This is a genomic window from Peribacillus sp. B-H-3 (assembly GCF_048572925.1).
Taxonomy (GTDB): domain Bacteria; phylum Bacillota; class Bacilli; order Bacillales; family DSM-1321; genus Peribacillus.
Genome location: NZ_CP183879.1, coordinates 602,501 through 628,885, shown reverse-complemented (window position 1 = coordinate 628,885; position 26,385 = coordinate 602,501). Strand labels below are relative to the sequence as shown.

At 42.5% G+C, this 26,385-nt stretch carries 21 protein-coding genes, 10 tRNA genes and 2 rRNA genes (1 of these 33 running past the window's edge); 6 read left to right on the top strand and 27 right to left on the bottom strand.

Going from position 1 to position 26,385, the window contains the following annotated elements; translation table 11 throughout:
• On the top strand, positions 1 to 1,350 hold the full coding sequence (brnQ, locus tag ACN6MY_RS03050) for a branched-chain amino acid transport system II carrier protein (protein WP_419882692.1): 1,350 nt from the start codon (positions 1 to 3) through the stop codon (positions 1,348 to 1,350).
• A 173-nt stretch (positions 1,351 to 1,523) separates the two neighbouring features.
• On the opposite strand, the gene ACN6MY_RS03045 is transcribed toward brnQ, so the two are convergent.
• Together ACN6MY_RS03045 and ACN6MY_RS03040 are read right to left on the bottom strand one after the other, a co-directional pair.
• Positions 1,524 to 2,933, bottom strand: coding sequence for an NAD(P)H-hydrate dehydratase (locus ACN6MY_RS03045; protein WP_419882691.1), 1,410 nt, complete (start codon positions 2,931 to 2,933; stop codon positions 1,524 to 1,526).
• A 186-nt stretch (positions 2,934 to 3,119) separates the two neighbouring features.
• Positions 3,120 to 5,144 (bottom strand): Na+/H+ antiporter, encoded by a 2,025-nt coding sequence (locus ACN6MY_RS03040; protein WP_419882690.1) that lies wholly within the window; start codon positions 5,142 to 5,144, stop codon positions 3,120 to 3,122.
• 226 nt (positions 5,145 to 5,370) lie between these two features.
• Between ACN6MY_RS03040 and ACN6MY_RS03035 the strand changes: the two genes are divergently transcribed.
• Positions 5,371 to 6,396, top strand: a complete 1,026-nt coding sequence (locus ACN6MY_RS03035; protein WP_419882689.1) for an STAS domain-containing protein — start codon at positions 5,371 to 5,373, stop codon at positions 6,394 to 6,396.
• A 358-nt stretch (positions 6,397 to 6,754) separates the two neighbouring features.
• On the opposite strand, the gene ACN6MY_RS03030 is transcribed toward ACN6MY_RS03035, so the two are convergent.
• The 3 genes from ACN6MY_RS03030 to ACN6MY_RS03020 all read right to left on the bottom strand — a co-directional run bounded on the left by ACN6MY_RS03030 (position 6,755) and on the right by ACN6MY_RS03020 (position 9,807).
• The gene (locus ACN6MY_RS03030) at positions 6,755 to 7,522 is read right to left on the bottom strand and encodes a DODA-type extradiol aromatic ring-opening family dioxygenase (protein WP_419884054.1); all 768 of its coding nucleotides are present in this window, start codon (positions 7,520 to 7,522) and stop codon (positions 6,755 to 6,757) included.
• A 149-nt stretch (positions 7,523 to 7,671) separates the two neighbouring features.
• Positions 7,672 to 8,631 carry a rhodanese-related sulfurtransferase gene (locus ACN6MY_RS03025; RefSeq protein ID WP_419882688.1) on the bottom strand — a complete coding sequence of 320 codons (960 nt, stop codon included), beginning with the start codon at positions 8,629 to 8,631 and terminating at the stop codon, positions 7,672 to 7,674.
• A gap of 261 nt (positions 8,632 to 8,892) precedes the next feature.
• Complete coding sequence (locus tag ACN6MY_RS03020; RefSeq protein ID WP_419882687.1) at positions 8,893 to 9,807, bottom strand: diacylglycerol/lipid kinase family protein; 915 nt, start codon at positions 9,805 to 9,807, stop codon at positions 8,893 to 8,895.
• Positions 9,808 to 10,042: 235 nt separating this feature from the next.
• Here ACN6MY_RS03020 and yhfH point away from each other — a divergent pair, with 235 nt between their 5' ends.
• Together yhfH and ACN6MY_RS03010 are read left to right on the top strand one after the other, a co-directional pair.
• Positions 10,043 to 10,180 (top strand): protein YhfH, encoded by a 138-nt coding sequence (yhfH, locus tag ACN6MY_RS03015; RefSeq protein ID WP_419882686.1) that lies wholly within the window; start codon positions 10,043 to 10,045, stop codon positions 10,178 to 10,180.
• A 202-nt stretch (positions 10,181 to 10,382) separates the two neighbouring features.
• Positions 10,383 to 10,601 carry a hypothetical protein gene (locus tag ACN6MY_RS03010; RefSeq protein WP_419882685.1) on the top strand — a complete coding sequence of 73 codons (219 nt, stop codon included), beginning with the start codon at positions 10,383 to 10,385 and terminating at the stop codon, positions 10,599 to 10,601.
• A gap of 2 nt (positions 10,602 to 10,603) precedes the next feature.
• On the opposite strand, the gene ACN6MY_RS03005 is transcribed toward ACN6MY_RS03010, so the two are convergent.
• The 4 genes from ACN6MY_RS03005 to ACN6MY_RS02990 all read right to left on the bottom strand — a co-directional run bounded on the left by ACN6MY_RS03005 (position 10,604) and on the right by ACN6MY_RS02990 (position 15,145).
• Positions 10,604 to 11,713 (bottom strand): GerAB/ArcD/ProY family transporter, encoded by a 1,110-nt coding sequence (locus ACN6MY_RS03005; protein WP_419882684.1) that lies wholly within the window; start codon positions 11,711 to 11,713, stop codon positions 10,604 to 10,606.
• 19 nt (positions 11,714 to 11,732) lie between these two features.
• Positions 11,733 to 12,911 (bottom strand): Ger(x)C family spore germination protein, encoded by a 1,179-nt coding sequence (locus ACN6MY_RS03000; RefSeq protein WP_419882683.1) that lies wholly within the window; start codon positions 12,909 to 12,911, stop codon positions 11,733 to 11,735.
• Positions 12,908 to 14,425, bottom strand: coding sequence for a spore germination protein (locus ACN6MY_RS02995; RefSeq protein ID WP_419882682.1), 1,518 nt, complete (start codon positions 14,423 to 14,425; stop codon positions 12,908 to 12,910). Before ACN6MY_RS02995 ends, ACN6MY_RS03000 begins: the two co-directional genes overlap by 4 nt.
• A 423-nt stretch (positions 14,426 to 14,848) precedes the next feature.
• Positions 14,849 to 15,145 (bottom strand): HesB/IscA family protein, encoded by a 297-nt coding sequence (locus ACN6MY_RS02990; protein WP_419882681.1) that lies wholly within the window; start codon positions 15,143 to 15,145, stop codon positions 14,849 to 14,851.
• A gap of 244 nt (positions 15,146 to 15,389) precedes the next feature.
• Here ACN6MY_RS02990 and ACN6MY_RS02985 point away from each other — a divergent pair, with 244 nt between their 5' ends.
• A complete protein-coding gene (locus tag ACN6MY_RS02985) occupies positions 15,390 to 15,608 on the top strand; it encodes a TM2 domain-containing protein (RefSeq protein WP_419882680.1) in 219 nt (72 codons plus the stop codon).
• Between the two features lie 139 nt (positions 15,609 to 15,747).
• Here ACN6MY_RS02985 and glmS read toward each other — a convergent pair whose 3' ends face one another.
• The 6 genes from glmS to sigW all read right to left on the bottom strand — a co-directional run bounded on the left by glmS (position 15,748) and on the right by sigW (position 22,961).
• On the bottom strand, positions 15,748 to 17,550 hold the full coding sequence (glmS, locus tag ACN6MY_RS02980; protein WP_419882679.1) for a glutamine--fructose-6-phosphate transaminase (isomerizing): 1,803 nt from the start codon (positions 17,548 to 17,550) through the stop codon (positions 15,748 to 15,750).
• A 452-nt stretch (positions 17,551 to 18,002) separates the two neighbouring features.
• Positions 18,003 to 19,352 carry a phosphoglucosamine mutase gene (gene glmM / locus ACN6MY_RS02975; RefSeq protein ID WP_419882678.1) on the bottom strand — a complete coding sequence of 450 codons (1,350 nt, stop codon included), beginning with the start codon at positions 19,350 to 19,352 and terminating at the stop codon, positions 18,003 to 18,005.
• A 49-nt stretch (positions 19,353 to 19,401) separates the two neighbouring features.
• Positions 19,402 to 20,739, bottom strand: a complete 1,338-nt coding sequence (locus ACN6MY_RS02970; protein WP_419882677.1) for a YbbR-like domain-containing protein — start codon at positions 20,737 to 20,739, stop codon at positions 19,402 to 19,404.
• Positions 20,732 to 21,553, bottom strand: a complete 822-nt coding sequence (gene cdaA, locus ACN6MY_RS02965; RefSeq protein WP_071352232.1) for a diadenylate cyclase CdaA — start codon at positions 21,551 to 21,553, stop codon at positions 20,732 to 20,734. The genes ACN6MY_RS02970 and cdaA overlap by 8 nt, the downstream gene beginning before the upstream one ends.
• A gap of 213 nt (positions 21,554 to 21,766) precedes the next feature.
• Positions 21,767 to 22,384, bottom strand: coding sequence for a zf-HC2 domain-containing protein (locus ACN6MY_RS02960; protein WP_419882676.1), 618 nt, complete (start codon positions 22,382 to 22,384; stop codon positions 21,767 to 21,769).
• A 13-nt stretch (positions 22,385 to 22,397) separates the two neighbouring features.
• Positions 22,398 to 22,961 (bottom strand): RNA polymerase sigma factor SigW, encoded by a 564-nt coding sequence (gene sigW, locus ACN6MY_RS02955; protein ID WP_419882675.1) that lies wholly within the window; start codon positions 22,959 to 22,961, stop codon positions 22,398 to 22,400.
• 171 nt (positions 22,962 to 23,132) lie between these two features.
• On the opposite strand from sigW, the gene ACN6MY_RS02950 reads away from it, so the two are divergent.
• Positions 23,133 to 23,291, top strand: coding sequence for an aspartyl-phosphate phosphatase Spo0E family protein (locus ACN6MY_RS02950; protein WP_083392198.1), 159 nt, complete (start codon positions 23,133 to 23,135; stop codon positions 23,289 to 23,291).
• Between the two features lie 232 nt (positions 23,292 to 23,523).
• On the opposite strand, the gene ACN6MY_RS02945 is transcribed toward ACN6MY_RS02950, so the two are convergent.
• From ACN6MY_RS02945 to ACN6MY_RS02890, 12 genes are all read right to left on the bottom strand, one after another.
• Positions 23,524 to 23,599 (bottom strand) — tRNA-Ala (locus ACN6MY_RS02945).
• A 27-nt stretch (positions 23,600 to 23,626) separates the two neighbouring features.
• A tRNA-Gly gene (locus ACN6MY_RS02940) sits at positions 23,627 to 23,701 on the bottom strand.
• Positions 23,702 to 23,708: 7 nt separating this feature from the next.
• Positions 23,709 to 23,781: transfer RNA gene (locus ACN6MY_RS02935), tRNA-Lys, on the bottom strand.
• Between the two features lie 5 nt (positions 23,782 to 23,786).
• Positions 23,787 to 23,861: transfer RNA gene (locus ACN6MY_RS02930), tRNA-Gln, on the bottom strand.
• Between the two features lie 89 nt (positions 23,862 to 23,950).
• Positions 23,951 to 24,034, bottom strand: a tRNA-Tyr gene (locus tag ACN6MY_RS02925).
• Between the two features lie 6 nt (positions 24,035 to 24,040).
• A tRNA-Thr gene (locus tag ACN6MY_RS02920) sits at positions 24,041 to 24,116 on the bottom strand.
• Positions 24,117 to 24,155: 39 nt separating this feature from the next.
• A tRNA-Val gene (locus tag ACN6MY_RS02915) sits at positions 24,156 to 24,231 on the bottom strand.
• Positions 24,232 to 24,238: 7 nt separating this feature from the next.
• Positions 24,239 to 24,313, bottom strand: a tRNA-Glu gene (locus ACN6MY_RS02910).
• A 21-nt stretch (positions 24,314 to 24,334) separates the two neighbouring features.
• Positions 24,335 to 24,407 (bottom strand) — tRNA-Thr (locus ACN6MY_RS02905).
• A gap of 1 nt (position 24,408) precedes the next feature.
• Positions 24,409 to 24,483, bottom strand: a tRNA-Asn gene (locus ACN6MY_RS02900).
• Between the two features lie 48 nt (positions 24,484 to 24,531).
• Positions 24,532 to 24,648: ribosomal RNA gene (gene rrf / locus ACN6MY_RS02895) — 5S ribosomal RNA — on the bottom strand.
• 114 nt (positions 24,649 to 24,762) lie between these two features.
• A 23S ribosomal RNA gene (locus ACN6MY_RS02890) occupies positions 24,763 to 26,385 on the bottom strand (it continues 1,309 nt past the right edge of the window).

Genomic DNA, 26,385 nt, shown 5'->3' with positions numbered 1-26,385 from the left:
TTGAAAAAATTAGACATCTTATTTATTGGTTTTATGCTATTTTCCATGTTCTTTGGAGCAGGAAACCTCATTTTCCCTCCTTTTCTTGGTGCACAGTCAGGTACTTCATTTTGGCTGGCAATGACAGGATTCATTTTGACAGGAGTTGGCCTTCCGTTTGCAGTATTACTGGCAGTTTCACTTGTAAAGGGCGGCGTCCAAACAATTGGAAACAGGGTACACCCGCTCTTCTCCACCATATTCATGGTCGTCATTTATTTATGTATTGGCCCATTTCTTGCCATTCCAAGAAATGCGAATGTTGCCTATGAAATGGGAGTGAAATCTTATCTCCCTGGACAATCGCATTCCTCCCTGTTTTTATTTATATTCACAGTTGTTTTTTTCTTGCTCGTTTATCTGGTGAGCTTAAACCCTTCCAAAATGGAAAAGTATATGGGGCGCTGGATCACTCCGGTTTTGCTTATCGCCATGGTTGTTTTGTGTGCCGCAGGATTCTTCAAGCTGCATGCACCAATACAGCAGCCGGCAGAAGCCTATCAATCCGGGGCGCTATTCAAAGGATTTATTCAAGGCTATTCAACAATGGATGCACTTGCTTCCCTCGCATTTGGGATTGTTATCCTGACATCCATCAGCCAAAAAGGAATAGATGACAGAAAACAATTATCAAGATATACCTTAAAAGCTGCCATTATTGCAGGCATCCTGCTTTCATTTGTTTATATTAGCCTTGGTAAAATCGGCGCTAAAATGGCTGCCGGACACTCTTATCACAATGGCACCGAGCTGCTTTCCGATGCCTCTGTTCTCTTACTGGGACAAGGCGGCAAAGCTCTTCTTGGTTTTATTTTCACCCTCGCCTGCTTTACAACAGTCGTCGGCTTAACAACGGCCTGCGGGCAGTATTTCTCTAAGCTTATTCCCAAGGCCAGCTATAAGCAGATTATTTCAGCGGTGACGCTTGTTGGATTTTTCTTATCCAACTTAGGACTGGATCAAATTTTGAAGGTTTCCGTACCTTTTCTTGTCACCGCCTATCCGTTAACCATCGTTCTTGTGGCATTAACCTTTTTCAGCAAATACTTCCGGAACAAGAGGAAAGTCTACGGAAGTGCCATTTTATTCACTGGAATCTTTGCACTGATTGACGGTATCTTTGCATTTGGGCTTACACTTGGACCTTTGCAGGAAGCATGGAAATCCCTTCCCCTCTCCAAATACGGCCTTGAATGGATCATTCCGGCAATTGCAGGAACTTTGTTCGGCATCCTCATAAGCGCATATGACAAAAAGGATGCCTCGGAGGATGAAAAAGATTCGACCATGGCTGAGAAAAAATCAAGCTGAAAAAATACCCGGATAACTGTTCCCATAGGGATGTCATCCGGGTATTTTTCTTTTCTAATGGCTGTTTTGCTGTAAAAAGTAATGCGTCATTGCTTGTTAGGTTCAGCTTCTGAGATTTAATCCTAAGATTGTTAAAGACTAAAGCTCAAAGCTTCCAAACAGAAACAGCTCTGCTACGTAGTAATGTTTTTGATCACACATGCAATATTCTCGCTAACATCTGTTGCGAGCATGCTTTCAGGCGCTTTATTTTCACTCCAGAAGTCAGCACTTGCTCCATGGAAGTATACGGCATTTGCAATCGCTGTCTTGATTTCAGGCTGTGAAGAAATCATGGCAAGGATAATGCCAGTCAATGTATCGCCCGTGCCTCCCTTGGCAAGTCCAGCGTTTCCGCTTCTATTAACAATCAGGGAGCCGTCCGGATAAGCAATAACCGTATTTCTCCCTTTTAACACAACAATGATTTCATGTTTCTTCGCATAATCACTGGCATAGGCCAGCCGTTGTGCCCCAATTTCCGCAATAGGGAGTCCAGTCATTTTGCTGAATTCTCCAGGATGGGGCGTCACAATAACTTCGGCCTCTCTGCTTGGATACCTGCGTTCTCTCAGTGCTCCTGCATCAAGGATCAGCGGTAAATTGCCAGCAAGCAAATACTTCAGCGCATCTTCAATTTTCTCTTGGTCATCCAGTCCCGGTCCGATGGCTGCAGCCTTCATGCCTTTTGGCAGTTCCCCTGCCGCAGCCTTTTCCAGGCCATCATGAACAAAGGTGCACTCTGGGACTCTTGCAGAAATAATTCCTGAAGCAAAGCGTGTTGTTCCTACTACAAGCTTCCCAATTCCACTCCTCATTGCTCCAAGACTTGCAAGCATGGCGCTTCCCGGCATTTCATCAGAGCCAGCAATCAGGAACCCAGTGCCAGATGAACCTTTATGTGCCCCCGGCATTCTTTGTCTGAATGTCTGGGCTGCCTTTTCCTTTGTCCATACCTGCCATTTGGAATCGTGGGGAAGACCAATATCAAGAACCTTTACTTCCCCGTAGTATTCGGTGCTGCCCTCCAAAAATGCTGATGGCTTGTACCCGTGCAGCGTAAATGTGATGTCTGCCCTGAACGCCGTGCCCGTCTTGCCATTGTCAGCTTCTGTACCAGAAGGAATGTCTACGGCAACCCGGCAGGCATTTGCTTCATTTGCCCAGTTTATGATCTTTTCCAGATCTCCGCTCAACGGCAGCTTTGTCCCTGTTCCAAGGAGGCTATCCACAATTACGTCGGCATGGCCTTCAAACTCAGAAATCTCAAACCCTCTGTTTCTAAAGTAATTCAAATGCTTTTTGGCATATCCTGATACCGGCTCCCCGGCAGGAAACATCAGCCGGCATGAATACCCATTCTCCTTTAGATAACGAGCAAGTACAATTCCATCTCCGCCATTGTTTCCTTTTCCGGCAAGAACAGCGATTTCCTGATTTTTTGCGATTTTTTTAGAGAGTGCCAGATAAATCTCCCGGCCTGCAATTTCCATCAATGTAAAAGCATCTGCTTTTCTGATGTCTTCTGCACTATATATGAACAAACCATCACCCGCCTTTTATTTACATTCGTTTCTTTTTTCCCCTAATCCTCTACAACTAACCAGCCCCTACTTATTGTTTTATGATGAAGCATGCCAGATTAGCCGAGAATGTTTGCTTTTTTAAAGGCTATGTTAATCTTGCCTATTTATAAAAACAAAGGGTTTCGCGCCTGCGAAACCCTGATTTTACTCATAGCTATTTTCATCTATCAGAGCTGCTTCCCTGATGTTGATTTGCTGCCGGATTTTATGGGAAAGCTCACGAGTGATTTCACCATGCTCAAATAAAGATTGAACCTGATCTCTTTCTGCCTGAATCGCTTTATAATGAAGCTCTCTTTCTATATTCGATAGGTCTTCATTTGTCTTTTGATTTAAATAAGCATGGTTCAGTCTTGCAATCAGCGTTCTGTATTCGGCTATCACTAATAAAGAAAATTCTTTATTTTCCTCTGTAATTCCTTTTTTTATAGCTCCAATGGCAGCTCTCGAAGTTCTGACCTTCAGCTTTCTTGCATTTCCCAGGTACTCTTGTCCCCAATCCGTGAAAGATCTATTTCTTGAAAACAGTTTATGGAGCAGACGCTTCGACAAGACCACCGTAATGAGGAGCCTGTATTTCAGCCTGCTGGTGACTGCTGATTCCTTATAATGGATATTCTGAAGGAACTGATAAGCCAATTCTTTTTTAATTTCCTCAGTTTTTGCTAGTTTGCGCACTAGCTCCTCTTCTGCATGAAGTCCCGAAAGACGGATGTCCGCTTCCATCTCACGGGAATGGAATGGATTTTTCGGTACGCCGCTATAGTTAATTTCCTCTACGGCTCTTGTATATTTTGAAACTACAGATGAAACAGCGACACGATTTTCTTCGTTTTCGAAAAACTTAATAAACTGAATAACTTCCTTATAAATGTTAACTTTAGCCTGATTTTCTTTTTTACTTGCATCACTGGAAGATGGGTCTTCCTTCTGTTTGCCGAGAATCGGAAGAGCAATGCTAGAAAGAATAAGTGTTAAGAGAATGACTCCCGCGGAAATAAAGATGAATAGCTCTCTTTGCGGAAACTTGCTGCCATTTTCAAGAACGAAAGGAATGGAAAAAGCACCTGCAAGCGTAACAGCTCCGCGGACACCGGCAAACGACAGGGTTAAGGCTGATTTCATTCCCATACCTGGCATGTGTATGTTTAATTTAGGCGATATGAGAATAATCACAGTCACCCAGATAAAGCGCAAAGCAATCAAAAGCAAGGTAATGATAGCGACATAACTGAAAACCTTCATATTATTAAAAGCAGGATCTGAAATAATAACCTTCAAAACATGGGGAACCTGCACCCCAAGAAGCATAAATACAAGACCATTCAATATAAACGATAAAACAGTCCATGTGCTGACAGAAACGACCTGCAGCTTAACCGTGGGAGATTCATCCCGGTCACGCTCAATGGCGTGAACGATGCCAGCTGCAACCACACCAAGAATTCCGGAAACTCCAATTTCCTCTGTAACCAGATAAATTATAAAAGGAGTCAGGATATGGATCAGCATGTGTATGGTAACATCCTCCATGCCTAACCGTCTTATGAATGTCCGGAGCCTTAAAATTAAAAAAGCAAGAACGGCACCAATAACGAGTCCGCCTATTGCAATAATAAAGAAGCTAAAGGTGGCTTCTGCAATGGAAAAGACACCAGTGACGGTCGCTGCCACTGCAAATTTAAACGCCACAAGACCGGAAGCATCGTTCATTAAAGCCTCGCCCTCTAATATCCTCATGATGATTTTTGGCATCTTGACTCTTTCGGAAATTGCACTCACGGCAACTGCATCTGTCGGGGAAAGAATGGCGGCAAGAGCAAAAGCTGCCGGCAGCGGGATGGACGGAATCAGCCAGTAGATGATATAGCCCATAACAATAACTGTTAGAAAAACCAGCCCTAAAGCTAGAAGCAAAATGGGCGACCGAAGCTTCCATAAGTCAGCTCTCGGAACATTTTTCCCATCATAAAAGAGCAAAGGAGCAATAAACAAAACAAAAAACAATTCGGGATTAAGCGGCAGGTGGATGCCTGCAGGCAAAACTGCCAGCATGCCTCCCAGCGCTATTTGGATGAGAGGGACAGGAATTATGGGAATAAAGTGGTTGATAAAGTTCGATAACCCTATAAGAGCAAGAAGAATAAGTACTGCTAAAAAGGTTTCCAAGGGCAGCTGCCTCCTTTCTTTTAATCGGGAGCCCTTTTTCTATATAGAAAGCAGGATTGTCCGTATTTAAAAACAAATGTGATATCCTTAGTTTATTATACCCTTTTAAGTATAAGATAAAGAAATAGTCAGCATTATATAAAATTTAAGATCATTGCCTTTTCACTTTTGCTTTGTTAATAAAAGAGAAAAAGAACATTTTCACTTGGTGGTAAAGGAGATTATTATGAGCACTGAAAGCAATCTGAATGTGAACGTTGGCGGTCTGAAATTCGGGTGGGATTTGGAAAAGGGCGTCTTTCAATATGAAAATGATGATGCTGTTTTGTTCTGGATTTCATCTGCCATGAAATCATTTTTTGATACCATTGAAGAAATTTCCGGAAATGATGCCGCAAGCGTGGTTTTAGAAACTACAGGCTACCGTCAGGGAATCACAGTAGGCGAATATTACAAAAGCCAAAAATTAACTATAGAGGAAGTGGCTTCAATGGTACCCAATACCTATGCTTCGGCAGGCTGGGGAAAAATTAATATCATTGAAATGAATCAGGAGAAGAAAACGGCAACGATTACGATTGAAAACAGCTGGGAGTCCAAAATTAATAAAGCACAGGGCAAAGCCCAGCATGGAACGTTTATTCCAGGACATTTTTCAGGCCTATTGACCGGCTTATTAGAAACAGGCATATGGTACAAGGAGGTAAGGACCTCCTTTGAAAATAATAATAAACAGTTCATTTATGAATTCTTTCCATCTGAAAGAACCGTACAGCAAAACATACATGATTTGGCAAGAAAAGCAGAAGCAGAGCGTATCAGAAGCTTGGAACAAACGGTGAATGAAAGAACCAGAGAGCTGTCAGAACTAGTCAAGGAGATATCATCTCCAATCATTCCGGTGCTTGACGGCATTGTAGTTGTTCCGCTTCTTGGAAAATACGACGAATTTCGTTCTGAGGAATTGACTGTGAAGACGCTGTACAATCTTCCTGCTTACAAAGCTAATTATCTTGTTCTTGATTTAACCGGACTGGACAAGCACATTGATGGATACACTGTCGGCTTTATTAACAAACTGGCTTCCGCGGCAGCTTTAATAGGTACGGAAACCATTCTTGTCGGCATCTCAGCTGAGCTAGGAATGACCATAGCCCAGACAGATTATAACCTGGCTCAATTCAATTGCTTCCAGACTTTGCAGCACGGCATATACTTTGCGCTTTCGCAGACAGGAAAACAGATTATTTAAGACGCATTAGTAATACCATATCTTAAATTAGAAGCTGATGGCACATTTTAATCTATGCTGCTGTTCAGCTTCTTTTCTTAGTCATTGGTTTTAATACAATGCGATAGACTCATACCCAGCAGCGCCAGATCCATTTACCATCCAGCCATATGGCCGTTCCCTCTAAAGTAAGCTGATAGTTTTACAAAGAGAAAACTGCAAACAAGCCAAGAAACATGCCAGTCCAATGCGGTTAAACTATCCTGCACTGTTAGAAACCCTCGTTGACATATAATATAATAATCTCATGGAATAAGATTGCGAATACTGTAATAAATATAGGCACTCGCTTCCATTCACTTGGGCCATATCCTTCTTTTTAAAATTCCAGGCATAGATAGCTTAAATTCCCAAATTCGTAATCCCGATAAACCACTTTTCCTGTTTTCTTTTCACTTCCGCTGCCCATTGCAATAAATAGCGGAACAAAGTGTTCTTCTCTAGGCACCGCCAGCCTTGCATGGGGAGCCTGAGTTTCCCAATTGAATAGAGCGGAATAATCTTTATCATGTATTTTTTCAATCAGCCAATTATCAAATTCCACTGCCCATTCTTCCGGATGTTTTTGCCCCCATTTCACAATCCTCAGGTTATGGACGGTTACTCCGCTTCCGATTACTAATATTTCCTCCTCACCTAACATTCTGAGGGCTTCACCGATCTTAAACTGGCCTTTAGCATCAAGTGCGGGGTTAATAGAGATCTGGACAACAGGCACATCTGCCTGAGGAAATAGGTGCGAAAGAAGTGTCCATGATCCATGGTCCAATCCCCTCGTACTATCCAGCTTGGAGGCTATGCCGTTAGAGCTGAGGCTATCCCTTACCTTTAAAGCAATTTCCTTAGATCCTTTTGCGGGATAAGAAACAGCATACAATTCTTCAGGAAATCCATAAAAATCATAAATGGTTTCATATTCACCATCCGTAAATGTGATTTCCGGAATCTCGCTTTCCCAATGTGCGGTAAAAATGACTACAGCCTTAGGATTCAGTCTTTTTCCAATCGCATTAAGGGTTTTTGTATATTCATTATCCTCTAGCGCCAGCATTGGTGAACCATGAGCTAAAAATAAAGAATTCAATATAAATACCTCCAAGTAACTTACTTTTTGTAACTAAGTATATAATTATATGTTAATTACGTCAAGTAATGATTTTTTTGTTATTACTATTATTAAATCTCCATAAAAAAACACTTTTAGACTCTCTTCCAGAATCTAAAAGTGTTTTTTTATTATGCAGAAACAGTTTCCTCGCCTAACTTGCGAAGTCTTTCTTCTACTTCTTCTTCTGTTAAATTATGCTCTTTAACATATAGGTTGCGTGGTGTTGTGCGGCATTCATGAGAGCATCCACGCAGGTGCTTATGCTCATTTTCTTCAGTACAAATAATTTGTCTATTGCATGAAGGGTTTGCACAATTAACATAGCGCTCAGAAGGCTCGCCTGTGAAATAGTCACGGCCGACCACTACATGCTCCTTTTGATTAACAGGAACGGAAATTCTTTCATCAAATACGTAGCATTGTCCATCCCAAAGCTCTCCTTGGACTTCCGGATCTTTTCCGTATGTCACAATTCCGCCATGCAGCTGTCCTACATCCTCGAAGCCTTCTTTTACGAGCCATCCGGAGAATTTTTCACAGCGGATGCCTCCTGTGCAGTACGTTAAAATCTTTTTACCTTCAAGCATTTCTTTATTTTCACGGACCCACTGCGGAAGCTCCCGGAATGTTTTAATATCGGGTTTAACAGCACCCCTGAAATGGCCCAGGTCATATTCATAATCATTTCTGGCATCTAGGACAATGGTATCTTCATCCTGCATGCTGTCGAAAAATTCTTTTGGGCTTAGATATTTTCCTGTCACTTCATTCGGATTGATGTCATCTTCCAGTCGAAGTGTTACCAGCTCTTTTCTTGGGCGCACATGCATTTTTTTAAATGCGTGCATATCTGCTTCATCTATTTTAAATATGATATCTGAAAAACCAGGTTTGTTTTTCATCATTTCCATGTACTGTTCTGTTTGTTCAATTGTTCCAGATACAGTTCCATTAATTCCTTCAGCAGCTACTAGGATACGTCCTTTCAAGCCTAATTCTTTACAGTAAGCAAGATGCTCTGCTGCAAATACCTCAGGATCTTCAATTGGCGTATAATAGTAATATAGCAATACTTTATACTTTTCCATTTTTTTGTTACCACCTATTCATTTATATTTGCAAGATATAACGTACAAGGCTTTTGTTATATACATACATGATTGTCTTACAAACAAATATTATAACAAATTATTTTAAAAAAATGGATAAAGAACTTCTGCCAAATCATATTTTTCTTGCGGAATTTTACAGATGGATCCATTTTATTGCATTTTATGGATATCACACGCAAAAAAAGAGACACATTTTCATGTCCCTTTTTCGCTGCCTGGCAGAACCACGCTGCCTCTTTACTTTTCTCCTTTGGAGGAAATCTCCTTAAAATCCGGTACAAAAAAATTCAGATGCTTCCTCAAAACCTTGGCTTGAAACGGCAAGGGCTCTCCCTCATCTCCATCAACATTGACAATAAGCTCCTCTGATGCCGTTACAGCAATAGATGAAGAACGGATATATTCCACTTGCTTATGCTCCTTCAGTTCGCCGCGCATTAGCTTAGGCAGGATTTTCAGGATACTCGGCAGTGATATATCTTTTATAATGAAGATATGCATTTTTCCATCATCCACTTCTGCATGGGGTGCCAGCTTTTCAAATCCGCCAACGGAATTTGTCATGGCAGCGAGCATCAAATAGGTTTTCCCTGTCCAGCTTCCATGGTCATGCTCGATAGTAAGCGTAAAAGGCGTTTTATTAATCAGTGTCTTCACACCTTCAACAAAATAAGCCAGTGAACCCATTTTTGTTTTTTGGACCGCACTTACATTGCTTGTGGCTTCAGCTATCGCCCCTACTGCAAGGACATTCATAAAGTGGCGCTCATTCACCTTACCTATATCCGCCGGCACGGTTTTTTTGAGAGAAATCAGCTGCAGGGCCTCTTCAGGATCCAAAGGTATACCGATGGCCCTTGCAAAATCATTTACCGTCCCGAGTGGGATAATGCCAAAATCCGGCTGGTGCTCCTTTTCTGCAAGTCCATTTACCGTTTCATTTACCGTTCCGTCTCCGCCCATTGAAACCACGGCATCAAAATGATTCCTGCATGCATCCTCCGCAAAACGGGTGGCATCACCCTCGCCTTTTGTTTCACTAACAACTATTTCATCATATAAACTCCCAAGCAGGTCTTCTGCCTGCGGAAGAAGTGATTTTGCTTTTTCTTTTCCTGATGAAGGATTTATGATAATCATCGCTTTTGTCACAGGGAAACCTCCATTTTTTTAACTTCACATTGCTCATACTTAGCCAATACCCTTAATGAATTGTTATTCAAACAATAATGCGATAGAAAGCCGCATTTATTCATGGGGACAGACCCTGATTATTATTTTTTAAATTTTTAGACAAATGGCTATACTTTTTGTTTGTTGGGGTATATACTGTATTATAACAATAAAACAAATTCAATAATCTGTACTATAAAAAGGAGGAGTTAAAATGCAAACTAAAAATCCAATGGAATTTTTCAGGAACCTGCCGCCGAAAACCTGTCCGGAATGTGGAGAGCACATGACCGAACAAGCCGAATCTTACCGGGTCGAGTGTGACAGCTGCCTTGCCAATCATGATAAATGAGTTTAAATGAAGAATAATGCTCCGAATGAGGGGAGTAAATAGCGGCGCAGACTCGATCATACATCTTGGAGTGACATCGCTGTTTATCTAAAAGAAAAGAATATTAATAAAAAAACAGGCCGTTAATGCGGGTCTGTTTTTTTGTTAATATTACCTTCCTTTGCGTAAAATAAATCCAAGGACATTAATAAGGAGCATGTAAATGAAAAGCCTCATCATTTTTATTCTGTTATTCACCTTTACTTTTTCCCTGATTTTCCTGCTTGATATTCTGCAGGGCAATCTGGGCTACATGCTTGATTATGTTCACGTTATGTCAATAAAATTTTCCAAAGAAGAAATAGTTTTACTAATCATCTTCCTTCTTCTTTGGTTCCATTCCTCGAGAACGATGGCCAAAAAAACAAAAAAGCCGCAGTAGACTTATGTCTTTTGCGGCTTTTTTGCAAATAATTGTTTTAGCCATGCTATGAGTAAAATAAAAGCCGGAAGAACAATCTGAAACGGAATATGAAGATAAAACGGCACATATGTGAGACCCTCTTTTATATGCTCGATATAATTGGGAGCTATAAATATCGAGCCCATCAAAATAATAAAGCTGATTGGAAATATCAGGGTTCGAGGCTCTTTCACCTGAAAAATTTCCATGCTTCCTTTCACCGCGCAATAAAAAAATAGAAATATTTTTATAAAGCCGACAATGATAATGCTGACAATAACCAGCGCATCAAGACGCTGAATAAAGCCTCCAATATCAATATAGCTGACCGCAGTCAAAATGGGAAAGGCAGATCGATACCGCACACTCGGACCGATAACAGCAATCGTTAATGCCGTTATCAGGGACAAAAACAGGCCGCTGAATATAACTGAAATAAAAGCAGTTTTTATGGTTTTCTTTACATTCTCAAGAAGAGGAAACACCATTGTAAAAACTATTAGCTCTCCAAAAGGAACGGTAATAGTTTTCGGAAATGCCTCTTTCAATACGGGTTTCCAGCCATATTCCAATATCGGTGTGAGGTTCTTCCATACAATCAGCCCGCTGGCAGCCTGAAGCAAAACAATGAATAAAAAGGTAGGTATTATAACATATAAGCATAGTTCAGTTAATCTCGAAAACACCTCCAGCCCTTTAAACAATGTATAAATCAGACACAGCAGCATGGTTGTTCCAATAACTATCAATGTGGTTTCCTGATATGCTGAAATCACTAGTAATTCACTAAAATCTCGCAGCAGTCTCGAAGCTATATAAATAAAGTAAATGACATATAAAAAACCAATGATGCGGCCAATGCTGGTGCCAAATATTTTTTGCACATATCCTGTTAGAGAAAGACCAGGAAACATCTGATGCATTTTCAGGTATAAACCAATCAGCACACACCCCGGAACCATTGATATGAGAACAACAAGCCACGCATCCTGTTTTGCTGCTCCAGCGATGCTGAAAAGCACGGAACTTCCCATTTCAAACAGAAACATTAAACAAAATAGCTGAAAGTAGCTTATTTTTATTTTTCCCACAATGCTTACCTTCCTCTCATTAAAATGGGTATGGCTGCACTCTCATGCTGGTTCCCTCGATTTTAAAGTTTACGGTTACCTGAACCTCTGCTTTTGGAAATATCTTTTCCCAATTACCCTGGACTTTCTGCCACTCTTTTAAATTTGATTTTCTCAGCATTTCTCCAAAGCCAAATACATCACACTGATAATCCTGGGCATAGGCAATTCCGTCTCGGATCAGCTTCCCGTAATCTGAGCTGGCTTCTTTTTCAAAACTTTGTATCCCTGACAGACTGGATATGTTCCTGTTGCAGAGGCTTTCGTCTATGATTCCGCTTGCCCTTACATCAACAGTGATAACCGGTTTATTATTTCTCATGACCACTTTTGCCTTGCTTTTTGAGTTTTTCAGCTGAAGAGAGGTATATTGATTTTTACTGCAATGCAAGCTTAAATTGCTGCCTTTTATCGTATTTTTGATGATTTGGACGGATTTTGCTTTATTTCCTTCTATCCATCCAATTAATTTTCCTTTTTTAAACATTCCTAATCCATTTAATTGGGTATGGGTATAAAACAGCTTTTCATAGTTTTTCTTGGTTAATCCCTGCTCCACATTTCCTGATATGCCGATCCCCGAGATTACCGGATCCTCTCCATTTGAACCTAGCGCTTCGATAACCTGATAAATTTTGGTATATGAGGTTTCACCCAGAAGCTGTGCGCTGTTTTTCAGCTTACTTTCTAATGATGCCGCCGGGTCTTCAATGCTTGGAAGAATATTCATCACTTTTTTTGCTTTTTCCTTTTTTGCAATCATTAGCGGGACATTCACTCTAATCCTGCCGTCACGTTCAAAAACATCGAATAGATAATTTATGCCTGCTTTTCGGGCCAGTTCTTCCCCTATCATAATGATCGCAATATGGGAATAATCATTTTTCCTTGAAAATCGCTCAGTGGAGTTCCTAGCCGCTTCGCTGATTGTTTTACCCTTTGAACTGAAAACAACTACCGGCAATGCTCTTCCCGCAGAGGCCGAGGTTGATTTTTCAGTAGGATTGATTGCCTGGAATGTTACATCATACAGCTTTTCTTTAGAATCATAATCGATTCCCAAGCCTACAATGACCGCTGTTTTATTAAGCTCACTGTAGCTGGAGCAGCCGCCGAGCAGGAGGGCAAACATGGACACAATAATAATTGTCCTTCTCACTGGGAATCCCCCCCTGTATTTTCCTCTTTTCGGATTGGAGACTGAGTGACCGTAAGATTAATAAGCGTATCTTTTTGTTTATTGAGCCTTACTGGTGCAAAAGGGGAAAAATATGGCATACCAAAGCTTCTTAAACTGCAAAGGTGAGCGGCAATTGCAAGGGTTACGAGCAATAGTCCGTACAAACCAATATAAGCTCCTGCTAAGAGCAGCGAAAATCTTAAAATCCGGCCCGTATTGGATATATTGTAATAAGGCAGCGTGAAACTGGCGATAGCCGTAATTGATACAATAATAACCGTTGCAGCAGACACAAATCCCGCCTCCACGGCTGCCTGGCCAATAATAATTGCCCCCACAATGGAAATAGTATTTCCTACAGCACGGGGCATCCGTACACCTGCCTCACGCATGATTTCAAAGGCAAATTCCATGATGATAGCTTCAATAATGAGCGGAAATGGGACACCCTCCCTTTGAGCTGCCAGACTGATAACAAGAACTGTCGGAATAAGCCCCAAATGGTGGGAAACAAGTGCAATATAAAGGGCAGGTGTATACAAGGTAAGAAAAAATGAAATAAATCTTAAAATCCTTATAAAGGAACTGATATATTTACTTAAGTAATAATCCTCAGGTGACTGGAAATATTGAAAAAATGTAACCGGCCCAATCAGAATAAACGGCGAGCCTTCAACGAATATGGCAAATTTTCCTTCTAAAAGGTTGGCAGCGACAGAATCCGGCCTCTCTGTGCTTAACAATGTTGGAAAAATTGACTCTGGATGATCCTGCAAAAATTTTTCGATGTAGCTGGAATCCAAAATCTGATCTGCCTGGATTTGTTTCAGCCTTTTTTCAAGTTCTTTTATAATAGAAGGCTCAATAATTCCATCTAGGTACATGTACTCCACCTTCGTTTGAGTCAGCGTGCCAATTACCAAGGCTTTCAGCCGCAAACTTGGGTTTTTGACCCGCATGCGCACAAGGGAAGTATTGACCCTGTTGTCTTCTGTAAAACTATCCTTTGGCCCTCGGATCACGGTTTGTGTAGTAGATTCTTCTATTGCCCGTTTTTTCACCTCTGCTGTCGATGCAACTAAGGCTGAAGAAGAATCTTTTAAAAAAATGACCGTATTGCCGCTCACCAGAGAGGGAATCAAATCCTTGATATCTTCCGTTTCTGTGAGATTCGGTACGCTTAGCATGTCAGCCACATCAAGTAAAGAAGGCAATTCATGTGTTTGCGATAATTTTATTAAGGGTTCCATAATCTGTTCAGAGATATTCTTTGCGCTTGAAATCCCCTCAATATGAAAAACAGCAAAATGAGTCAATGCTGTATCCCTGTTTTTCATGATTCTGACAGCCAAATCCGAACTGTGTCCCAGTTCAGCTTTTATCAATTCAATATTTTTTTCTATATCAGTCCCAAGCTTTATCGAAAGACTTGAACTATCTCTTTTCTGGACGGGGATGCTGTTATTGGACCTCTTTGCTACTTTTCTCACCATGTTCAGCTTCCTCCCCGCAGTATTTATACATTACATTATTGTTTACAGCCTGAGGAAAAGTTATGTAGAAAAAAAAGGATGTATGCTGCCCCGATTTTCGGGTATAGAATCCAAAAAAAAGAGACAGCAGGTGTCTCTTTTAATAGTTAGAATTCGCCTTTACAGTAATCATCACAAAAACCAAAACCCTTAAGAATTTTTCAGGGTAAAAATGGAACATCAAAAGATACTCTGCAGGGATAATTATTGCCAAAGCTGCTGCAACAAAGAGAATAAGGCTTGAACAAAAAAAGACCAGTAAATGAATTACTGGCACTCTTAGCATAATCACATGGGACCTGCTTCTTTATTATATTTCATATAGAGATTGAAATTGCCCTGCCGCATATTTCTCGGACTGCGGCATTCGGATTAAACCCACATTTAAATCAATTGAGATACCAGAGGATGGCGGCTGCTTATATAAAAACCTCCATCACCCTCTTCGCTGTATTCTATTTTCGTATCCGTTATATAGCGAATATCCGCAGGGTGAACCGCCACTTTAAATCCCGGAAATTCGAAAATCCTATCATCCTTATTTTTTTTGGATAAACTTAAAGCATAATTTAATTCATTGCAGCATGCAGACTTCACCCCATACTTTAAGATAATATCTTCATCCATTTCTTCTTTCATTTCTCTGATTTTATCCTGAGCGATACTAGAGATAACAATCATATTCTCATCCTTTCTTTTATTGCAGCAGATGAACATACTAATAATTTAAAATTGTACCTTACAGCGCTCTTAATATACAGTTAAGCATCTTGGATGTTTCACATGAAACAATTTCATAAGCGGAAGACTATATTAACAGGAAAATAAACAAATTATAAATATATACAAATGTTTGAAAAAATTCATTATAGTGGTAGATAGGGTATATAGCAATTTTAATTTCTTAATTTAATGGAGGATGACAATGAAAAGCAAAGTAGCTGCAGGCGTATTAGGAATTTTACTGGGTAATTTCGGGGTACACAAATTTTACTTAGGAAAAATCGGGATGGGGATTTTATATTTAGTGTTCTGCTGGACAGGAATTCCCGGAATCATAGGACTCATCGAAGGCATTATTTATCTATGCAAATCAGATGAAGAATTTAACGCAAAATATAATCAAAAACAGCTTTCTCTTTAATATATGTAATTTGTCCATGAATAGATATTTGGCTGCCGGCCAGTTTACATAGGACAATAACACGACTTATAAATAGCCAATTACCAGAAAAAAAGGGAGCTTCCACATTGGAAGCCCCCTTTTTTTCATTTATGAATTCTTACTCCACAGTAACACTTTTCGCAAGATTACGCGGTTTATCCACGTCACATCCGCGGTGAAGAGCTGCATAGTAAGCAATCAGCTGCATTGGCACTACAGAGATAAGAGGTGTTAACAGGGCATGTATTTGAGGGATGACAAAGCGGTCATCTTCTTCTTCAAGGCCCTTCATGGAAATAATGCACGTATTAGCACCGCGGGCTGCGACTTCTTTCACATTGCCGCGGATGCTTAGATTGACAGCTTCTTGTGTAGCAAGAGCAATAACTGGTGTACCATCCTCAATTAAAGCGATCGTACCATGTTTCAGTTCTCCTCCTGCAAATCCTTCTGCCTGGATATATGAGATTTCCTTAAGCTTAAGAGCACCTTCAAGGCCCACATAATGGTCAACAGAACGACCGATAAAGAAGCAATTGCGAGTTACAGACAGATATTCGCGTGCGATTTGTTCCATTTCTTCTTTTGAATCACAAAGAGCTTCCATGACAGTAGCTGCAATACCAAGTTCTTTAACCAAATCAAAATCTACAGTCATGCCGCGGAACTGAGCCGTTACATCAGCCAGGATGGCTAGAACTGCAATTTGAGCTGTATAAGCCTTTGTAGAGGCAACTGCAATTTCTGGACCTGCATGCAAAAGCAAAGTGAAATCAGCTTCACGGGACAATGTTGACCCAGGTACATTGGTGATTGTCAGCGCCTTGTGGCCAAGCTCCTTAACAGCTACAAGCACGGCGCGGCTGTCTGCTGTTTCTCCGCTTTGTGAAATAAAAATGAACAGCGGTTTTTCTGAAAGCAGCGGCATATTGTATGTGAATTCCGAAGCAACATGTACTTCAACCGGAATTTTAGCCATGTTTTCAAACAACTGTTTGCCGATCAGCCCTGCATGGTAGCTTGTTCCGCATGCCACGATATAAATCCGGTCTGCTTCGCTCACTGCTTCAGCAATGTTATAATCGATTGCAAGCTTGCCCTGTTCATTTTGGTACGCCTGAATGATTTTTCGAGTCACTAATGGCTGCTCATCGATTTCCTTGAGCATATAGTGAGGGTACGTGCCTTTTTCAATATCACTTGCATCCAGTTCAGCTGTATACGGCTCACGGATAACTGCCTGGCCATCCAGTGTCTGTATGGATACATGTTCTTTTGTTACGATAACCATTTCCTTATCCATTAGCTCCAGGAATTGATTAGTTACGTGTATCATAGCCATTGCATCAGATGCTACGACATTAAAGTCTTCACCGACACCTACAAGCAGCGGGCTTTTATTTTTAGCTACAAAAATGGTTTCATTGTTTTGGTTATCCAATAAAGCCAATGCATAGGATCCTTTAACAAGCTTTAGCGTTTTGCGGAATGCTTCTTCCACATCCAAACCGTCATTTACAAACTTTTCGATCAGCTGAACCACAACTTCTGTATCTGTTTCGCTTTTAAAAGTGACATCTCCAAGATACTCACGCTTCAGCTGATTGTAGTTTTCGATTACACCATTATGAACAAGTGTTAAGCGTCCAGAAGTGCTTTGGTGCGGGTGTGCATTTGAAACGCTTGGCACACCGTGAGTTGCCCAGCGAGTATGGCCAATGCCTGTATGTGTCGTAACATTTTCATTAACTACCGCACGAAGGTCCGCAATCCGTCCTTTTTCTTTATAAACCTGTACTCCTGTATTATCTATAACGGCGATTCCTGCAGAATCATAGCCTCTGTATTCAAGCTTTTCAAGACCTTTTAATAAAATTTCCTTCGCGTCATTATTACCAATATATCCAACGATACCGCACATAGTAATTGCTCCTCCAGCCGATGATCGGGGAACAAGAATGCCCAGGGGCAGCCTTGCCCCCTTATCTCATATTTTTTTAGATGTGCATTTCTTATCCTTTGTGCAGCAGGTTGCCCCGCTGTTTTAAGATAAAAATTCCTGCGGCTGTGCACGTTCAGCCGGGAGGCATCCGCCGAACTTTCGATAAACCTCCACCTCGTCAACTAAACCGCTTCCGTTCCGGCTTAGTCCTGGCGCTTTTAGTATTACACTGCCATCACTGCCCGCCCTTCATTTTAATGTCTGCTGTTTATCGGAAGATCCGAAAAACAGAATAATCATACCCTATAACAGGCCGCTTCGTCAACTATGATTAAATCTAAACGGACCAGGCTTTAGGATAAGGATAAAGACTCCTGATATAAAAATATGCATAAGAAGAAAAAGCGTTCCCCTTATGCATACCTATCAGTTTATTCGTTTAAACCCATTTCTTCTTTTACGACTGCTGCTATTCTGTCCACATAGTGGCGGCATTGCCCGGCGTCAGGCGCTTCTGCCATAACACGCACTAGAGGTTCTGTACCTGAAGGGCGGACCAGAATTCTTCCGTTTCCGTTCATTTCAGCTTCTACCTCTGTGATGACCTGATGGACCTTTTCATTTTGTGTGACAGCATGTTTGTCTGTCACTCTGATGTTTACAAGTGTCTGAGGATATTTCTTCATCTCAGCCGCCAATTCTGACAGCGGCTTTTTTGTTTGATTCATAATATTCACCAGCTGCAGGCCGGACAGGAGGCCATCACCCGTTGTATTATAATCAAGGAAAATAATGTGCCCGGACTGTTCTCCGCCCAAGTTATAGCCGCCTTTTTTCATCTCTTCCACAACATATCTGTCTCCTACAGCTGTTTGCACACTTTGGATCCCATGCTGGTCGAGCCCTTTATAGAATCCCAGGTTGCTCATGACTGTTGAAACGACAGTTCCTTGTTTCAGGCGGTTATTTTCTTTCATGTAACGGGCGCAAATGTACATGATCTGGTCGCCATCCACAATGTCTCCATTTTCATCGATGGCAATCATGCGGTCTCCGTCACCGTCAAAAGCAAGGCCTACGCTTGCTCCTTTTTCTTTTAAGAAGGCAGCCAAAGCTTCAGGATGAGTTGAACCAACGCCTTCATTTATATTCAACCCATTTGGTGATGCTCCCATTGTAGAAATATCTGCATCAAGGTCGGCAAACAAATGTGTCGCCAGTGAAGAAGTCGCACCATGCGCACAGTCTAAAGCTATATGAATGCCGGTGAAATCTTCATCAACCGTCTGCTTAAGATACTGAAGGTACTTTTGGCCTCCTTCGAAATAATCATTCATATGGCCAAGGTCTCCGCCGACGGGGCGAGGAAGTTCATCCTTTTCCATATCCATTAATCGTTCGATCTCGTTTTCCTGTTCATCTGAAAGCTTAAAACCATCAGGTCCGAAGAATTTTATTCCATTGTCAGCCACGGGATTATGAGAAGCAGAAATCATGACACCTGCTTCTGCACTCAAAGCTTTTGTCAAATAGGCGACACCTGGCGTCGAAATAACACCAAGACGCATTACCTCTGCTCCGATGGACAGCAGTCCTGCTACAAGAGCTCCCTCAAGCATATACCCGGAAATCCTGGTATCACGGCCAATCAAGACCTTAGGGCGTTCCATATCTCTCGTTAAAACATACCCTCCGAATCTGCCAAGCTTAAAGGCAAGCTCTGGGGTTAATTCACTGTTTGCAACCCCTCTTACTCCGTCTGTCCCAAAATATTTACCCATAGAATATCGCTCCTTCTTTCTAATAATCCTATATATTACGCTGCAATTATTATGTTTCTTTATCTTTTTTTGTAATGGAGACCGTAGCCGTTTTAACCGGAAGCTCCCATTTAATATTCGCAGGAACCTTGACCTGAATGACTGTGTCATGCTCTCCTTCTTCAAGGCCTGTGGCATCTACCGTGATTTGAATATCATCAGGCTCTACCTTTTGCAGATCATCGGCGGTTCCTGATAAAGTCAGATCAATCTTGCCGCCTTTCGGAGATTTGAAAGTCAAGTCCTCATCATCAGCAAGTCCAGATGAAGCAATGTCGAGATTTTTGAAAACTTTTGTCTGCGCCGAAGTATCTGGACTTTTTGTTTGTTCATCTTGCTTTTCAGGCGGTTTTTTCTCCGTTTCAGCTGTTTTTTTGTCAGCCGGCTGTACCTTCTCTGTCTGGATTTTCACCGTCGCTGTACCCAGTGACATTTTTTTCACACCATCTGGAACAGTAATAGGCAATTCCACCTCTTTACTGTTATCTATGTTGGACACATCTACCGGAACGCTTACTCCATGTATGGAATCTAAAACCGATTGCTTTCCGTACAAAGTAACATTCTTAGGGAAAACGGCCATGCTTTTAATGCTGACAGTGTCTTTAGGTGTGCCGGTTTGAACAGGTACGAGCTTTACTGTTTTAGAAGGGATATTCACGTTCAGGGAAACATCCACAACGGATGGCTCTATCGATACATTGAGCTTGTTCAAATCCCTGTCAAGCGCCCGCACCATAGCCTGGCGGTGAACCGTCTCATTGACCCTGCCCGAAAGTGCCATTGTGGCTTTCACATAGGCAATTTGGTCGATAATATCTTTTGCGCCGGTTATTTTAACGGTTTGCGGACTGACAGCTGGCTTATCTGCTGTATATCCATCCTCAATAAGCGACCTATTATACTCCGGATCGACTGAAAACTCTTTTGTCACCTTTTCTTGAATTTTCACCGTAGTATATTCAGGATTTACTGATGCTGTCAGCTTTTCATTTATATCCCTGATTTTTAATGGCACCTTTTTTTCGCCCATAGCGATCTCAGGATCCGACAAATCGATGTATACCTTGAATTCCCTTTGGTTTTTCGCCGAAATTAATAAGCTTTTTACCCCTTTTAAGGTAACACCCACTGACTTCGGTGCACCCGTCACGACAAGGTTATCGCGATCGTAATACACTTCCACGGGCACATTTTTAATTGTTTCCGTGCCAGTCTCTCCCGGTGTGTTAAAACCGAGGGATTTTTTTCCGGTTCCAGGTGTAAAGTTAACGGAAGTAAATAACAGGACAGTTAAAGCGAGCGCCACAATTTTTGTGAACCAGCTGCTGTTCATGAATTTATCCATTTTTCTTCCCCCTCCAGTTCCATAACGTTGAGGAAGCCAATTTATTATCCAGGACCAATTCTTTTTGCAGCATGTTCCTGAAGGTATTCTGGTCTAATTCGCGATACAGTTCGCCATTTTTCGTTAAAGAAACGCCGCCCGTTTCTTCTGATACAACAACCGTGATACAATCGGTCACCTCACTGATGCCCATTGCCGCACGATGCCTCGTCCCAAGCTCCTTTGATATGAACGGGCTTTCGGATAAAGGCAGATAACAGGCTGCTGCAGCCACCTGGTTATTCTGCAGGATAACGGCACCATCATGAAGCGGTGTATTGGGAATGAATATATTGATTAAGAGTTCAGAAGAAATTTGTGATCCAAGCGGGATTCCGGTTTCTATGTAATCACTCAGTCCAGTTTCCTTCTCGATGGAAATCAATGCACCGATTCTCCGTTTTGCCATATAGGCAGTTGCCTTAACGATTGCTTCCACTAGCCGGTCTTGCTCATCTTCTTCCTGGCCGGTGCTTCTTACAAACAGCTTTCCTCTTCCAAGCTGCTCAAGCGCCCTCCGCAGCTCAGGCTGAAAAATGATGATAATAGCAAGGACTCCCCAAGTCATAACTTGTTCCATTAACCACCCTAGTGTATTCAGGCCGATCAGGCTGCTCAAGGCACGGACAATTACGATGACGAATATCCCTTTTAAGAGCTGAACAGCCTTTGTTCCCCGAATAACGACAAGCAGTTTATATATCACAAACCAAACAAGGAGAATATCAATTAAATTCACTACATAATCCAAGAAGGAAAAGTTGGATAATGACATGTTACTTCCTCCAGTCGGTAAATACTCCATAGCCATAGATTTTTAATATAACCTAAACAGTATACCATTTTTCTGTCCGCACTTCTAAATATTGTAGACCTCTTTTTTGATTAATTCAAAAAAGCCTCCCGTCAGAAAGGGACAAAACCGGGCAGGCCGCCTTATGGCATAGCCTGTCTGTCCTACCTGACCTGGAGACCTGAATGATACCATTTACGGCCCACCTACCTGGAAAACCGCTTTTCCAGCGTTTTTCATTTTAAACCATAGCCAATCGAATATCTTATTGACCATCTCAATTTCTCCTGTGACGCTTCCTGCCGAAGCCAGGTATTCATGGCCATTGATTACTGTCACATTCCCTTTTACTTTCCCTTCGATCCGAATATCGCCATTCTGCACCACGATATCTCCATTCACCGTTTTCCCTTTAGGAACAATTACCGTGTTTCTCTCCACTACTATATTAGACTTTTTGGATACCGAAAAATGTGGATCCTGATTCCAGATGGAGATAACAGATCCAGCCATTAATAGAATAAAGAGGGAAGCCGCTGTGATAAAAGGATGATTTTTCAGCCAGCGCCTTGCACCTGCATTTTTCTTCTCTTTAGGAAGGTTTGCCATAACCCTATCAGTAAAATGAGCCGGAGCCCTCCTGCTTGGCAGCCCCTGAACCAAAGCTTCAGCCTTTTTTAATTCATGAAAATGCAAACGGCATTCAGAACAGGTTTGCAAATGCTCCCTTAGCTGCCCCTCTCTTTCATCAGAGATTTCCTCATCAAGATATTCATGCATGTATTCTAAGAACTCATTGTGGCAACTCATCATTTTCACCTTCTTTTTATAAATGGCCCAGCTGTTTTCTCAAAGCTTCACGGCCCCGGTGAATCCTGGTTTTTACAGTTCCAACCGGCAGATCCAGAATCTCGCTGATTTCCTTAAGTGATAATTCTTCAATATACTTCAGAACAATGGCAGACCGATATTTCTCCGGAAGTTTTAAAATCTCTTCCTGAATCGTTTTCCGCAATTCCATAGATTCGAGTTCTTCTTCAGGATTGCTGCTTTCTGAAGCAATCTGCGAGTATAAATCCAGCCCTTCTGTGCCTGCAACTTCCGCGTCCAAAAAATAATCCGGCTTTTTTTTGCGAATCCGGTCGATGCACAGATTGGTAGCAATCCTGTATAGCCAGGTCGAAAATTTCATTTGAATATGAAAGCTCCGAATATTGATATAGGCTCTCAAAAATGCCTCTTGTGCCATATCTTCCGCTTCATGGCTATTGCCAAGCATTCTGTAGCAAAGCTGATAGACGCGGTCTTTATACAGCTCTACGATTTCACTGAATGCATTTTGATCACCTTTTAGAACCTGTTTAATTCTTTTTTTTATGATTGCTTCCATTTGGTTTTTTACCCCCGCTCATGCGGCTATAAGATACTTACGAATTCAGCCATATATAGGTTTCAAAAAAGGATATAAATAATTTTAACAAAAATAGAAGAAACCTGTTTAAATTCTGCCAAAAAGGGATATATAGAGAAAAATTGAATGTGAAAGCGGGGAACAGCTGAAATGACTGCAAAACAGCTTTTACACCATATAGAAGAATGCAGACAGCGTATGATTCATTTGGCTTTATCTTCCTCCAGAATCGACACCCAAGTGGTTAAGGCAAGCACAGAACTAGATCAGCTCATAAATCAATATTATCGCATAACTAAAAAACAGTAACCCCCGGTTACTGTTTCATTTTATATAGAAGGTCTCCATTAACCGAGTATAAAATCTCCTGCAATGACACCTCACACCCAAAGTCCGCTAATCCCCTTAAAAACTAACCCCTATTTACAAGGTTCATTCCGATTGAAGCGATATAAAACCGGCTTGTAAAGTCATAGGAAAAGAACATAAAAAAAGCCTTTGATTATACAATCAAAGACGAATAATTATGTATGTAGTTAGATGGTGGAGCCTAGCGGGATCGAACCGCTGACCTCCTGCGTGCAAGGCAGGCGCTCTCCCAGCTGAGCTAAGGCCCCATATTTTTATGTATGCATGCAGTTCTCTGGAGCGGAAGACGGGATTCGAACCCGCGACCCCAACCTTGGCAAGGTTGTATTCTACCACTGAACTACTTCCGCAAAAGAGTGAGCCATGAAGGATTCGAACCTTCGACCCTCTGATTAAAAGTCAGATGCTCTACCGACTGAGCTAATGGCTCATGAATGGCTGGGCTAGCTGGATTCGAACCAACGCATGACGGAGTCAAAGTCCGTTGCCTTACCGCTTGGCTATAGCCCAATAAAGTATTTTACAAAAAAATAGGTGGTAATCATATAATCCCCGACTCGAAGGAAAATATAACTCATCCACAATGTTTTTTATTAGAATGGTGGAGGGGGGCAGATTCGAACTGCCGAACCCAAAGGAGCGGATTTACAGTCCGCCGCGTTTAGCCACTTCGCTACCCCTCCGTAAAGTGGTGCCGGCAAGAGGACTTGAACCCCCAACCTACTGATTACAAGTCAGTTGCTCTACCAATTGAGCTACACCGGCATTTTTAAGATGGTATAAATCTATTAAGTTTTTAAAAAATGGTGGAGGATGACGGGATCGAACCGCCGACCCTCTGCTTGTAAGGCAGATGCTCTCCCAGCTGAGCTAATCCTCCGATATAATGGTGACCCGTACGGGATTCGAACCCGTGTTACCGCCGTGAAAGGGCGGTGTCTTAACCGCTTGACCAACGGGCCGATGCATGATGTGTACTAGGAAGCTCCCAAGCGGGCTCGAACCGCTGACCTCTTCCTTACCATGGAAGTGCTCTACCTGCTGAGCTATGGAAGCATGGCTCCGCAGGTAGGACTCGAACCTACGACCGTTCGGTTAACAGCCGAATGCTCTACCACTGAGCTACTGCGGAATAGTATAATGTTTCCTGAAACCCCTGATGTACATCTTAGAAGATTTAGCCTGGCAACGTCCTACTCTCACAGGAGGAGAACCCCCAACTACCATCGGCGCTGAAGAGCTTAACTTCCGTGTTCGGAATGGGAACGGGTGTGACCTCTTCGCCATCATTGCCAGACATCAATTCACTTGTAAGGACATTATCTATTATAATATCTTTTTAAGCAAATTACAAGAACTTTTTTGTTCTTTCAAAACTAGATAATAGAAGAAGCACATATCAGGCGTCATTTTGGTTAAGTCCTCGAACGATTAGTATCTGTCAGCTGCACGTGTCACCACGCTTCCACCTCAGACCTATCAACCTGATCATCTTTCAGGGATCTTACTAGCTTGCGCTATGGGAAATCTCATCTTGAGGGGGGCTTCATGCTTAGATGCTTTCAGCACTTATCCCGTCCGCACGTAGCTACCCAGCTATGCCTTTGGCAAGACAACTGGTACACCAGCGGTGCGTCCATCCCGGTCCTCTCGTACTAAGGACAGCTCCTCTCAAATTTCCTGCGCCCACGACGGATAGGGACCGAACTGTCTCACGACGTTCTGAACCCAGCTCGCGTACCGCTTTAATGGGCGAACAGCCCAACCCTTGGGACCGACTACAGCCCCAGGATGCGATGAGCCGACATCGAGGTGCCAAACCTCCCCGTCGATGTGGACTCTTGGGGGAGATAAGCCTGTTATCCCCGGGGTAGCTTTTATCCGTTGAGCGATGGCCCTTCCATGCGGAACCACCGGATCACTAAGCCCGACTTTCGTCCCTGCTCGACTTGTAGGTCTCGCAGTCAAGCTCCCTTGTGCCTTTACACTCTGCGAATGATTTCCAACCATTCTGAGGGAACCTTTGGGCGCCTCCGTTACTCTTTAGGAGGCGACCGCCCCAGTCAAACTGCCCACCTGACACTGTCTCCCGCCCCGATCAGGGGCGCGGGTTAGAATTTCAATACAGCCAGGGTAGTATCCCACCGACGCCTCCACCGAAGCTGGCGCTCCGGCTTCTCAGGCTCCTACCTATCCTGTACAAGCTGTACCAAAATTCAATATCAGGCTGCAGTAAAGCTCCACGGGGTCTTTCCGTCCTGTCGCGGGTAACCTGCATCTTCACAGGTACTATAATTTCACCGAGTCTCTCGTTGAGACAGTGCCCAGATCGTTACACCTTTCGTGCGGGTCGGAACTTACCCGACAAGGAATTTCGCTACCTTAGGACCGTTATAGTTACGGCCGCCGTTTACTGGGGCTTCGGTTCAAAGCTTCGCTTGCGCTAACCTCTCCCCTTAACCTTCCAGCACCGGGCAGGTGTCAGCCCCTATACTTCGCCTTGCGGCTTCGCAGAGACCTGTGTTTTTGCTAAACAGTCGCCTGGGCCTATTCACTGCGGCTTTTCCGGGCTATTCACCCTAAAAAGCACCCCTTCTCCCGAAGTTACGGGGTCATTTTGCCGAGTTCCTTAACGAGAGTTCTCTCGAACACCTTAGGATTCTCTCCTCGCCTACCTGTGTCGGTTTGCGGTACAGGCACCCTTCATCTCACTAGAGGCTTTTCTTGGCAGTGTGGAATCAGGAACTTCGGTACTATATTTCCCTCGCCATCACAGCTCCGCCTTCATGGAAACGGGATTTGCCTCGTTTCCGGCCTAACTGCTTGGACGCGCATATCCAACAGCGCGCTTACCCTATCCTCCTGCGTCCCCCCATCGTTCAAACGATGAATAGGTGGTACAGGAATATCAACCTGTTGTCCATCGCCTACGCCTTTCGGCCTCAGCTTAGGTCCTGACTAACCCTGAGCGGACGAGCCTTCCTCAGGAAACCTTAGGCATTCGGTGGAAGGGATTCTCACCCTTCTTTCGCTA